Annotated in this window: 7 protein-coding genes; 5 read left to right on the top strand and 2 right to left on the bottom strand. The window is 64.9% G+C overall.

Annotation, left to right across the window (positions count from 1 at the left end):
• Positions 1-45 precede the first annotated feature (45 nt).
• Both zwf and gnd read right to left on the bottom strand, forming a co-directional pair.
• Entirely contained in the window at positions 46-1542 is a 1497-nt protein-coding gene (zwf, locus tag ACQKPZ_RS05430; RefSeq protein WP_427535961.1) for a glucose-6-phosphate dehydrogenase, read from the bottom strand.
• The gene (gnd, locus tag ACQKPZ_RS05425; protein ID WP_427536082.1) at positions 1539-2573 is read right to left on the bottom strand and encodes a phosphogluconate dehydrogenase (NAD(+)-dependent, decarboxylating); all 1035 of its coding nucleotides are present in this window, start codon (positions 2571-2573) and stop codon (positions 1539-1541) included. The genes zwf and gnd overlap by 4 nt, the downstream gene beginning before the upstream one ends.
• A gap of 153 nt (positions 2574-2726) precedes the next feature.
• On the opposite strand from gnd, the gene ACQKPZ_RS05420 reads away from it, so the two are divergent.
• The 5 genes from ACQKPZ_RS05420 (at position 2727) to ACQKPZ_RS05400 (ending at position 11623) form a co-directional block, all read left to right on the top strand.
• Positions 2727-2894 (top strand): DUF6026 family protein, encoded by a 168-nt coding sequence (locus ACQKPZ_RS05420; RefSeq protein ID WP_427535959.1) that lies wholly within the window; start codon positions 2727-2729, stop codon positions 2892-2894.
• A gap of 575 nt (positions 2895-3469) precedes the next feature.
• Positions 3470-5029, top strand: coding sequence for a glycogen synthase GlgA (gene glgA / locus ACQKPZ_RS05415; RefSeq protein WP_427535957.1), 1560 nt, complete (start codon positions 3470-3472; stop codon positions 5027-5029).
• A 14-nt stretch (positions 5030-5043) separates the two neighbouring features.
• Entirely contained in the window at positions 5044-6786 is a 1743-nt protein-coding gene (gene treZ, locus ACQKPZ_RS05410; protein ID WP_427535955.1) for a malto-oligosyltrehalose trehalohydrolase, read from the top strand.
• Entirely contained in the window at positions 6783-8852 is a 2070-nt protein-coding gene (malQ, locus tag ACQKPZ_RS05405) for a 4-alpha-glucanotransferase (protein WP_427535953.1), read from the top strand. The genes treZ and malQ overlap by 4 nt, the downstream gene beginning before the upstream one ends.
• Positions 8849-11623, top strand: a complete 2775-nt coding sequence (locus ACQKPZ_RS05400) for a malto-oligosyltrehalose synthase (protein WP_427535951.1) — start codon at positions 8849-8851, stop codon at positions 11621-11623. The genes malQ and ACQKPZ_RS05400 overlap by 4 nt, the downstream gene beginning before the upstream one ends.
• Positions 11624-11635: the final 12 nt, after the last annotated feature.

Raw genomic sequence — 11635 nt, 5'->3', positions numbered from 1 at the left:
AGCGGCTTTAGCCGCGAAAGGGCCAGCACAGGCTTTACAAAAGTCTCACCCCAACCGGTGCCACTCGCGCTTGTCCCGGGTCAGCAGTTCATTGCCAGCCTCGGGCCCGTCTTCACCGGCCGGGTACTCGTGGACCTCGCCCCCCTGGGCCCAGGCATCGAGGAACGGCTGCACAGCGCGCCAACCGTTCTCGATATTGTCGGCCCGCTGGAACAGGGTCTGGTCACCGGTCAGGCAGTCATAGATCAGCGTCTCGTAGCCGGTCGCCGGGGTCATCTTGAAGAAGTCCTTGTAGGCAAAGCCCAGTTCGACGTTCTCCATCACCAACTCGGGCCCTGGCCGCTTGGCCTGCAGGTCGAACCACATGCCCTCGTTGGGCTGAATCTGGATTTTCAGGTAGTTGGGTTTGGGCCGCTCCAGCTCCGACTCGCGGAACTGCGCATACGGTGCGGGCTTGAAGCAGATGGCGATCTCGGTGTCGCGCACGCTCATGCGCTTGCCGGTGCGCAGGTAGAACGGCACGCCGGCCCAGCGCCAGTTGTCGATCATCACCTTCAATGCCACGTAGGTTTCGGTCTGGCTGTCTGGGGCGACGTTGGCCTCCTGGCGGTAGCCGGGCAACTGCTTGCGCCCCTGCTTGCCGGCGCTGTACTGGCCACGCACGGAATTCTTCAATGCCATTTTCGCCGACCACGGGCGAATGGCGCCGACCACCTTGGCCTTTTCGCCACGCACGGCATCGGCACCGAACGCAGCCGGCGGCTCCATGGCCACCATCGCCAGCAACTGGAACAGGTGGTTGGGCACCATGTCGCGCAGGGCCCCGGTGCTGTCGTAGAACGCACCACGGGTTTCGACGCCGACCGTTTCCGCAGCGGTGATCTGTACGTGGTCGATGTAGTGGTTGTTCCAGAACGATTCGAACAGGCCATTGGAGAAACGGCTGACCAGGATGTTCTGCACCGTTTCCTTGCCCAGATAATGATCGATGCGGTAGATCTGCCGCTCACCCATCACCTTCAGCAAGCAGGCATTGAGCGCCTCGGCGCTCGCCAGGTCAGTGCCAAACGGCTTCTCGACCACCACGCGGCGAAAGCCCCCGGCGGACTCGTCGAGCAAGCCGGCCTGCCCCAGGCGCTGGGCCACTTCGGGGAAGAAACGCGGCGAGGTTGCCAGGTAGAAGATCGCATTGCCATGACTGGTCTTTTCGATACGCTTGGCGATGGCCTGATAGGTCGCAGGGTCGAGGAAGTCGCCCGTCTGGTAGTCCAGGCGCTTGGCCAGGCGTGACCATAGTTTTTCGTCCAGGCATTTGGCCGAGCCTTTGTCCCGCTCGACCATGAACGCGTGCAGGCGGCCGGCAAAATTTTCGGCACTGGCCGGGTTGTGGTCAACGCCGACAATGCGCAGGTTGCGGTCCAGCAACCCGTCGCGGCTGAGGTTGTACAGCGCCGGCATCAGCAGGCGCTTGACCAGGTCACCATTGGCGCCGAACAGGAACAGGGTGCAAGGAGGGGCAGCGGGAATGGTCTGTTTGGTCATTCGGCTTTTTTCTCGACATGGCCACCAAAGCCCAGGCGCATGGCCGAGAGGATCTTGTCACCGTAGGTGCCCTGCTGCTGACGCGAGCGGAAGCGGGCAAACAGTGCACTGGACAACACCGGTACTGGCACCGCCTGCTCCACGGCGGCGTCGATGGTCCAGCGCCCCTCGCCACTGTCGGACACCGAACCGCTGAACTGCGACAGTTGCGGGTCGGCTACCAGCGCATCGGCAGTGAGATCGAGCAGCCACGAAGTGACCACGCTGCCCCGCCGCCACACTTCAGCAATTTCGCCCACGTTCAGGTCAAAGCGCTGGTCTTCCGGCAGCTCGTTGCCGCCTTTGCTGCGCAGCAGGTCGAAACCTTCGGCGTAGGCCTGCATCAGGCCGTATTCGATGCCGTTGTGCACCATTTTCACGTAGTGCCCGGCACCCGGAGGGCCCGCGTGAATGTAGCCATGTTCGGCACGCTGGTGCTCGCCGCTACGGCCATGCGTGCGCGGGATGTCGCCCACGCCCGGTGCCAGCGCCTTGAACAGCGGTTCCAGGCGCTCGAACACATCCTTTTCACCGCCGATCATCATGCAGTAGCCACGGTCCAGGCCCCATACGCCACCGGAAGTGCCCACGTCCAGGTAATGCAGGCCGCGCTTGGCCAGTTCTGCGGCGCGGCGCATGTCGTCCTTGTAGAAGGTGTTGCCACCGTCGATGATCGCATCGCCCGGTTCCAGCAGTTCGGCCAGTTGGGCGATTGTCTGCTCGGTCGGCTCGCCCGCCGGCAGCATGACCCACACTGCACGCGGTGCCTTGAGCTTTTGTACCAGTGCACCGAGGTCGTGCGCACCCTGTGCGCCCTCGCCCTCCAGCCCGGTGATGGCCTCACGGTTGCGGTCGTGTACCACGGTGCGATGGCCGGCGCGCATCAGGCGCCTTGCGATATTGCCGCCCATGCGGCCCAGCCCTACGATTCCCAGTTGCATGAGCCGATGCTCCCCTTTCGAAATGGATGACAACACAGTCCAGCTTTTCAGATTAGTCCAGCCTGCCGCCCGAGGGTTCAGCGACGAACGGCGAGACCACGATAAACAAAAAAGTTCCCAAGGCCTGCGAAAGAATTCAGAATGCGCCCCGCGTGAAGCGTCTACGCTTTGACTTGTCAGCAGCCAAAACCGCGAGGTGTGCTCATGGGTACCTTGATGCCTGCAACCCCAACCCAGACACTCTATGTCTCCGTGCGCCGTGATGAGCTGCGTAAACTGAAGGACGAACGTGACCAGCTGCGCCAGCAGGTCGCTCAATTGAACCTGCTGCTGGCACAGCAGCGTAATAGTGATAAAGCTGTCAGTCTCTGATCTTTCCTTCCTCTGAGTGGGGGCTTCAAGGCTCCCACCCTGTTGCCTGCCAGGTGCTTCTATTCCAGGCCCGGCCTCTTCGCGGGTAAACCCGCTCCCACAGAAGCAACCCACGCCAACGCACCAATTTGGTGCGAAAGCCCACTCTAGCCACAATTTGGCGCGCCCCAAAAACACCCTCGCCAAGCCTGTTCACATTCGGTCACATACGCCAACGTTTGCGTCTATTTCGCACATAACAATAGTGACCAGCGGGTCACCTTTTTATCACTTTCTCTCCTACACTCGGTTTTCGGCCCGCCATTTGCTCAAGGGAAGAGTGACGTAAAAAAGTCGAACTTTAAGGAAAGCCGGCAGGTCAGGAATTAAGTAGGCCAAACGCATGGGACACGCCCAGCCACGGCCCACCCACCCCAACCAGTCCACTCGCCTGCGGCCGGAACGCCGACAGCGCTGTGCGTGCGCGCACGACTCAGGGGCATGGAACGCACTAGACAGATTCGAATTAGAGAGAACCAACACGATATATCGCCACGGGTGCCAGCACCCGGCCAAGCATAGGGACGGAGAGAAGTATGATCAGTGCCGCTGTCGAGCCTCACGTAGATTCATTCAACCCGGACAACCGCGAGCCGCTCACCCCGGATTTCGCCACGACAGGCAAGGCACCCGGCGCCCAGCGCCAGCACAACCCGAACATGCGCAAGATTCTGTTCGTGACCTCGGAAATCGCCGACCTGGTGAAAACCGGCGGCCTGGGCGACGTGTCCGCCGCCCTTCCGCGTGCCCTGGCCCACCTGCACGATGTGCGGGTGCTGATCCCTGGTTACCCGCAGGTGATGGAAAGCGACAACCCGATCCACATCGTCGGTGAACTGGGTGGCCACGCAGCACTGCCGCCTTGCAAGATCGGGCGCATGGACATGGCCGACGGCCTGGTGATCTATGTGCTGATCTGCCCCGAGCTGTATCAGCGCGACGGCACACCCTATGGTGCCAACAACGGCCGCGACTGGCCCGACAACCACATCCGCTTCGCCCGCCTGGGCCTGGCTGCCGCGGAAATCGCCGCCGGTGAGGGCATGATCCACTGGAAGCCCGAAGTGGTGCACGCACATGACTGGCCTGCGGGTCTGGCCCCGGCCTACATGCACTGGCGCGGGCTGAACACGCCCACCTTGTTCACCATCCACAACCTGGCCTACCAAGGTGTATACAGCCGTGGTTGCAGCCCGGAACTGGCAATCCCCGAGCACGCCATGCAGCAGGAAGGCATGGAGTTCTACGGCAAGCTGTCGTTCCTCAAGGCAGGCCTGGCTTATTCCAGCCACATCACCACGGTCAGCGCCACCTATGCCCGGGAAATCACCACCCCCGAATTTGGCTGCGGCCTGGATGGCTTCCTGGCCAGCAAGGCCCAGCAGGGCCTGCTTGGCGGTATCCCCAACGGTATCGACGAAAGTTGGGACTCGGCAACCGACAAGCACCTGCAACACAACTTCAGCATCAACGACTGGGAAGGCAAGGCACGCAACACCCAGGAAGTACGCGCATTGTTCAACCTCGAACCGTCCGAGGGCCCGCTGTTTGCCGTGGTTTCGCGCCTGGTCTACCAGAAAGGCCTGGACCTGACCTTGGGCGTGGCCGACTACATCGTCGAGCAAGGTGGGCAGATTGCGATCATCGGCCGTGGCGAGCCGGAAGAAGAGCAGGCCATGCGCGAACTGGCGCTGCGCCACCCGGGCCGCATCGGCGTGCGCATCGGTTTCAACGAAACCGACGCCCGGCGCATGTTTGCCGGCAGCGACTTCTTGCTGATGCCGTCGCGCTACGAGCCCTGCGGCCTCAGCCAGATGTATGCGCAGCGCTTCGGCTCACTGCCGGTGGCACGCAATACTGGCGGCCTGGCCGACACCATCGAATGTGGCGTTACCGGGTTCCTGTTCAACGAGTCCACCGTCGAGAGCTACCGTCAGGCGCTCAGCCGTGCCTTTTATGTATACGGCAAGAAAGACCTGCTGAACGCCATGCGCTGCCTGTCGATGACTCAGCCGTTCAACTGGTGCCAGGCGGTGGAACCCTATGCCCGCCTCTACGAGGACCTGGTCAAGCAGGCACAGCTGAGCCATTACTGAACGGGGGCCAGAAGATGCACAGGCATGGCGCACACTTGCTGGACGCCACGTCGGCGCGCTTCGCCCTCTGGGCACCCGATGCGCGCAGCGTGAGCGTGGAACTGGAGCAGCAGCCGGCCATCGCGCTGCTGCCGGATGAAGACGGCTGGTACACCGGCGTGGCCCCGTGCCAGGCCGGTGACCGTTACCACTACCGAATCGACGGTGAACTGCGGGTAGCCGACCCGGCCTCGCGCTACCAGCCCGACGGCGTACAGGGGCCGAGCCAGGTGGTGGGTGTGGCCGGTTACCCTTGGCGACACCCTTGGCAAGGCCGGCCCTGGCACGAAGCGGTGATCCAGGAGCTGCATGTTGGCTTGCTCGCTGGCTACGACGGCGTTGCCCGGCAGTTGCCGCGCCTGGCCGAACTGGGCATCAGTGCCATCGAGCTGATGCCGCTTGGCCAGTTCCCCGGTGAGCGCAACTGGGGCTATGACGGCGTGCTGCCGTACGCGCCACAAAATACCTATGGCAGCCCCGAACAGTTATGCGCCCTGGTCGACCAGGCCCACGGCCACGGGCTGATGGTGCTGGTGGACGTGGTGTACAACCACTTTGGCCCCGATGGCAATTTCCTGCACCAGTACGCCAGCCCGTTCTTCCGCGAAGACCGGCAGACGCCTTGGGGCGCGGCCATCGATTTTCGCCGCCCGCAGGTACGCGAGTACTTTATCCAGAACGCGCTGATGTGGCTGTGCGACTACCGCTGCGACGGCTTGCGCCTGGATGCCGTACACGCCATCGACCAGCCCGACTTTTTGGTCGAACTGGCGCAGCGTGTGCGGGCCGCCGTGGAACCGGGCCGGCAGATATGGCTGGTGCTGGAGAACGAACACAACCAGGCCGGGCTGCTGGAGCAAGGCTTCGACGCCCAATGGAACGACGACGGCCACAATGCCCTGCATGTGCTGCTGACCGGCGAAACCGAAGGCTACTACGCCGACTACCAGCAGCGCCCCATCGACCAGCTTGCACGCTGCCTGGCCGAAGGCTTCGTGTTCCAGGGCCAGGCCAACCGCCACGGCACGCCACGCGGTGAACCCAGCGGGCACCTGGCGCCCAGCGCCTTTGTGCTGTTCCTGCAGAACCACGACCAGGTCGGCAACCGCGCCCTGGGCGAACGCCTGACCCGCCTGTGCCCGCCGCCAGCCCTGCGTGCGGCTACCGGCCTGCTGTTGCTGGCACCGATGATCCCGCTGCTGTTCATGGGCGATGACGATGGCAGCTGCCGACCGTTCCTGTTCTTCACCGACTTCCATGACCAGCTGGCCGACGCCGTACGCGAGGGCCGGCGCGGCGAGTTCGCCCACTTCAATGCGTTCGCCGACCCCGAGCAACGCAAGCACATCCCGGACCCCAATGCCGAACAGACCTTCGAGGCATCACGCCCGCAAAACAAGGAAGTGATCGCCGGCTGGCATGGCCTGTACCAACAACTGCTCGACCTGCGCCACCGCCACATCATCCCGCACTTGCCCGGTAGCCGAGCACTGGGTGCCGACGTGCACGGCGACAAGGCGCTAACCGCACGCTGGCGCCTGGGCGATGGCAACACCCTGCGTATCGACCTGAACCTGGCCGACACCTCGCAGTCAATCGAATTACCCCCAGCCTCGACCCGGCTGTTCGACAGCAGTGACACCCGGCACCCCGATAGCCAACTGGCCGCGTATAGCTGCGTGGTCAGCCTGCTTCCCCCTGACCAGGAGCGCCCATGAGCGAAACCGCCCTGCACCGCCTGGCCAGCCGCGTCGGCCTGAGCCGCGACTGGATTGATGCCAATGCCCGGCCGCAACGGGTCAGTGACGAGGTGCTGCGCAACATCCTCGCAAACCTGGGCCACCCTGCCGCCGATGACGCCGCGATCGCCGCCAGCCTGCGGGCGGTGGAAGCCGCCGAAGATAGCGAACACCTGCCGCCGCTGCTGACCGCGGACCTGGGCCAGCCATTGCCGCTGGCGCGCTACTTCAGTGCAGCCAGCGTCGCGCACTGCACGCTTGAAGACCACGCCTCGCTTACCCTCAGCCTCGACAACCAGTCACGCCTGCCCGGTGAGTTGCCCATCGGCTACCACCAGGTGGAAATCGACAGCCGCCGCTTTACCTTGGCCGTGGCACCCCCACGCTGTCACAGCCTGGAAGACACGGTGCCACAACCGCCACCTCGCTGCTGGGGCCTGGCCGTGCAGTTGTACAGCCTGCGCCGCCCCGGCGACGGCGGCTACGGTGACTGCCTGGCCCTGGAGCAACTGGCCCGTTCGGCTGCCGAACGCGGCGCTGACGCCTTGGCCATCAGCCCGATCCACGCCCTGTCGGCCATCGACCAGGAACATTACAGCCCGTATTCCCCCTCCAGCCGGCTGTTGCTCAACACCCTGTATGCCAGCCCGGCTGCGCTGCTGGGGGAGCGGGAAGTGCGCATGGCCATCGAAGCCTGCGGCCTGGAGCAGCAACTGGAGGACATCGAGCAACGCTCACTGGTTGACTGGCCACGCGCCGCCAACGCCCGCCTGCGCCTGCTCGAAGCGCTGTACCAGGGGTTCAGCAAGGGCGACCACCCACTGCGCAGCGACTTCGACAGTTTCCGCCAGGCCGGTGGCCAGGCCCTGGAGCACCACTGCCGCTTCGAGGTACTGCAAGCGCAAGCCGTGGAGCATGGCCTGGGCGCCGACTGGCGCAACTGGCCCAAGGCCTGGCACGACCCTTACCACCCTGAAGTCGAAGCCTTTGCCAACGCCTACCCGGCCAAGGTCGAGTTCCATGCCTTTTGCCAGTGGCTGACCGCGCGGGGCCTGCAACGTGCCCATGAGGCCGCCCGCAGCAATGGCATGTCTGTCGGCCTGATCGCCGACCTGGCCGTGGGTGCCGACGGCGCCGGCAGCCAGGCCTGGAGCCGCCAGGATGAATTGCTGGCAGGCCTGAAGGTCGGCGCGCCGCCCGACATCCTCAACCGTGCCGGGCAGGACTGGGGCATCTGCGCGTTCTCGCCCGAAGGCCTCAAGCGCAACGGCTACCGCGCCTTCATCGAAATGCTGCGCGCCAACCTCGCCCACGCCGGGGGCCTGCGCATCGACCATGTGATGGGCCTGCGCCGGCTGTGGCTGATCCCGCAAGGGGCAAAACCCAGCGAAGGCGCTTACCTCAACTACCCGCTGGACGACCTGCTGCGCCTGCTGGCGCTGGAGTCGGTGCGCCATCGGGCGATCATTCTCGGCGAAGACCTGGGCACCGTGCCTGATGGCCTGCGCGAAACCCTGGCCGGGAAGGCGGTGCTGGGCATGCGCGTGCTGCCCTTCGAGCAAACCCAGCCGGGCCAGTTCAAGCCGATTCTCGACTGGCCGGACAACGCCCTGGCTACCACCGGCACCCATGACCTGGCGCCATTGGCCGGCTGGCTGGAAAACCGCGACATCGACTGGAGCCACCGCTTGCAACTGATCGATGCCGCCACCGAGTTGCACTGGCGCCACGACCGCCAGAAAGAACACGATGGGCTGCGCCGAACCCTGGAGGCCAACTACGGCGAACTGAAGGACAACGATGCGTTGATCGATGCCGCCATCCGCTACGTCGGCCATACCCGAGCACCGCTGGTGCTGGTGCCTTTGGAAGACCTGCTGGGCTGCGACGAACAGCCCAACCTGCCGGGTACTACTGCCGGCCACCCCAACTGGCGCCGGCGCTTTGCCCAGCCAGTGGGCGAACTGCTCGACGAAGAGGACGCAGCGCGGCGCCTGGAGCTGCTGGCCCAGGCACGCGAACAGGCCTGGGAGCGTGACCGATGAAGCCGCTGACCGCGACCCTGCGCCTGCAGTTTCACAGCGACTTCACCCTCGACCACGCCGTGCCGCTGGTGCCGTACTTCGCCCAGCTGGGCATCAGCCACGTGTACGCCTCCCCCATCCTCAAGGCCCGCGCCGGCTCGCGTCACGGCTATGACGTGGTCGACCCGACCTGCATCAACCCCGAGCTGGGCGGTGAAGCGGCACTGGAGCGGTTGGTCGCCGCCCTACGCTTACACGGCATGGGGCTGATCCTCGACACGGTGTCCAACCACATGGCCGTGGGCGGTGCCGACAACCCTTGGTGGCAGAGCCTGCTGGCCTGGGGCCGGCGCAGCCCGTATGCAGCGTTCTTCGACATCCAGTGGCACTCCAGCGACCCGCTGCTGGCCGGGCAACTGTTGCTGCCGTTCCTGGGCAGCGACTATGGCGTGGCCTTGAAGAATGGCGAGATACCGCTGCAATTCGACAAACGCCACGGTCTGCTACAAGTGGCTCATTACGAGCACCGCTTTCCGGTTTGCCCGGTCGACTATGGCTGGATCCTGGCGCTCAGCCCAGAACCGGCCCTGAAAACCCTGGCCGAACACTTCACCGCGTTGAGCGAATCGACTACCCCGCTGGCCGACGCGCTCGCGCTGCAAGCCGAGCTGGCGCGCCTGGTGCGTGAAGGTGCCGACCTCGACTCGGCCCTGCTGGCCTTCGATAGCCGCAGCGAAGCGGGCTTCAAGCGCCTGCACCTGTTGCTGGAGCGCCAGACCTACCGCCTGGCCTGCTGGCGCACCGCCGCCGACGATATCAACTGGCGGCGCTTCTTCGACATCAACGAGCTGGGTGGCTTGCGGGTGGAGCGCGCCGAGGTGTTTGAGGCCACTCACGCCAAGTTGTTCGAGCTGGTGGAGCGCGGCCTGGTGGATGGCCTGCGCATCGACCATATCGACGGCCTGGCCGACCCACGCGGCTACTGTCGCAAACTGCGACGACGGGTCGATGGGCTGTTGGCACGCAGGCCTTTGCAGGCTGCCTTGGAACACTTCCCGATCTACGTGGAGAAAATCCTCGGCGCCAACGAGCACCTGCACCGCGACTGGCTCACCGACGGCACCACCGGTTACGAGTTCATGAACCAGGTTTCGCTGCTGCAACACGACCCGGCCGGTGAAGCGCCGTTGACCGAGCTGTGGGCCAACGTCACTGAACGACCGGACTTTCCCGAAGAAGTGCGCCAGGCCCGTCACCTGGTGCTCAATGCCAGCCTGGCCGGAGACTGCGAGTCGGTAGCCCAGGCCCTGTTGCAGGTGGCCCGCAACGACCTGATGACCCGCGACCTGACCTTGGGTGCGATCCGCCGCGCCTTGCAGGCACTGGTGGCGCATTACCCGGTGTACCGCACCTACTTCAACGCCTGCGGGCGCCCGGTAGAAGACGAACGGTTTTTCCAGCAAGCATTGGCCAACGCCCGGCAAGACCTCGGCGAAGCCGACTGGCCGCTGCTGGAGCAACTTGAACAGTGGCTGGGCGGGCACGCCTGGCGGCATCTGCCACCGGGGCGCGCCCGCAAGCAGTTGCGCCACGCCTGCGTGCGTTTCCAGCAGCTGACCGCGCCCAGCGCAGCGAAGGCCGTGGAAGACACCGCCTTCTACCGCAGCGCACGGTTGCTGTCGCGTAATGACGTGGGCTTTGAGGCCGAGCGTTTCAGCGCCCCGCCCATGCACTTCCATAACGAAGCCCAGCGGCGCCTGCGCGACTTCCCCGACAACCTGCTGGCCACCGCCACCCATGACCACAAGCGCGGCGAAGACACCCGCGCACGCCTGGCCGTGCTCAGCGAGCGAGGCCCGTGGCTGGCCAGCCGGGTAGAACATTGGCGCGAGCTGGCCGAACCGCTGCGTGCGCAGCTGGAAGATGGCCAGGCCCCCAGCCCCAGCGACGAGCTGATGCTGCTGCAAACGCTGCTCGGCAGCTGGCCGCTGGACCTCGACCTGCACGATGGCAACGCCTTGCGCCAGTATGCAGAGCGCATCCGCCAGTGGCAGCAGAAGGCCCTGCGCGAGGCCAAGTTGCGCAGCAGCTGGAGCGCGCCGAACGAAGCCTACGAAAGCGCCTGCGCGCGCTACGTCGACGGCCTGTTGCTGGACAACGAGAACCAGCAACTGCGCAAATCGGTGGCCGATGCCGCGCAACAGCTGGCCTGCCCTGGCGCCCTCAATGGCCTGGTGCAGGCCTTGCTGCGCATGACCACCCCCGGCGTACCCGACCTGTACCAGGGCAACGAATACTGGGACTTCAGCCTGGTCGATCCGGACAACCGCCGCGCCGTGGACTACGCTTGCAGGCGTCGCACCCTGGACGATGCCACGCCCGCCGCCGAGCTGCTGACACACTGGCGCGACGGCCGCATCAAGCAGGCCTTGATCGCCCGGCTGCTGGACTGCCGCCAGGCCCATGCCGAGCTGTTCCGCCGCGGCGATTACCTGCCGCTGACGGTGCAAGGCAGGTATGCCGACCATGTGATCGCCTTTGCCCGCCTGGGTGAAGGTGAACGCGCCATCATCGTCGCCCCGCGCCTGGCCAGTGGCCTGCTGGGTGGCGCTGCAACCCCGTTGATCCCGGCACAGAACTGGGACGACACCCGGCTGGTACTGCCGTTTGCCTTGTCGCCTGCCAACTCGACGGGACTTTTCCCCTGCGCGGCGGTCAGCCCTTCAAGGGAGCTGCTACTGAGCGCCGTGCTGGCGGAGTTTCCGGTCAACGTGCTGATACAACAATCTTGAGCATCAGGAGCG

The organism is Pseudomonas sp. NPDC089547 (assembly GCF_050280665.1).
Lineage (GTDB): Bacteria > Pseudomonadota > Gammaproteobacteria > Pseudomonadales > Pseudomonadaceae > Aquipseudomonas.
This window is presented reverse-complemented; position numbering and strand designations above follow the sequence as displayed.

Coding starts and splice junctions, on each gene's coding strand:
- ACQKPZ_RS05420 (WP_427535959.1), top strand. CDS start 2,727: ATGGGTACCTTGATGCCTGCAACCCCAACCCAGACACTCTATGTCTCC.
- treZ (WP_427535955.1), top strand. CDS start 5,044: ATGCACAGGCATGGCGCACACTTGCTGGACGCCACGTCGGCGCGCTTC.
- ACQKPZ_RS05400 (WP_427535951.1), top strand. CDS start 8,849: ATGAAGCCGCTGACCGCGACCCTGCGCCTGCAGTTTCACAGCGACTTC.
- malQ (WP_427535953.1), top strand. CDS start 6,783: ATGAGCGAAACCGCCCTGCACCGCCTGGCCAGCCGCGTCGGCCTGAGC.
- zwf (WP_427535961.1), bottom strand. CDS start 1,542: ATGACCAAACAGACCATTCCCGCTGCCCCTCCTTGCACCCTGTTCCTG.
- glgA (WP_427535957.1), top strand. CDS start 3,470: ATGATCAGTGCCGCTGTCGAGCCTCACGTAGATTCATTCAACCCGGAC.